The organism is Bacillus sp. GbtcB10, from assembly GCF_019091365.1.
Lineage (GTDB): Bacteria > Bacillota > Bacilli > Bacillales > Bacillaceae > Bacillus > Bacillus altitudinis.
In genome coordinates this window covers 1-259 of the sequence record NZ_JAGXJP010000232.1, presented here as the reverse complement: position 1 = coordinate 259, position 259 = coordinate 1, and the positions used below count along the sequence as shown (strand labels likewise).

The 259-nt window shown below is 31.3% G+C and carries 1 protein-coding gene; it reads right to left on the bottom strand.

All coding sequences use genetic code 11. From position 1 onward, the window contains the following. Positions 1-6: 6 nt before the first annotated feature. A complete protein-coding gene (locus KVT11_RS20170) occupies positions 7-156 on the bottom strand; it encodes a hypothetical protein (RefSeq protein WP_217609180.1) in 150 nt (49 codons plus the stop codon). Positions 157-259 lie beyond the last annotated feature (103 nt).

Below are 259 nucleotides of genomic sequence, written 5' to 3'. Positions count from 1 at the left end.
CAATTTTTATTTATTTTCATTTCCAGCTAATTCCTGAGCTTTACGTTTCCAATAACGATCTTGAGTTGCCTTTACCTTTTCTTTATTTTTTGCTCTCCACTCTCTCATATAAGCGTTTCTCGCTTCACGAGCTGATGTTTCTTTAGTATTTGTCAAACTTTTCACACCTCCAAAACTTTGCCTGTAGCAAAGTGTTATGTAAAATAAAAAGCTGTTAAATCAACAACTTTATCTTAATCATTTTCTTTATCTTTATTTC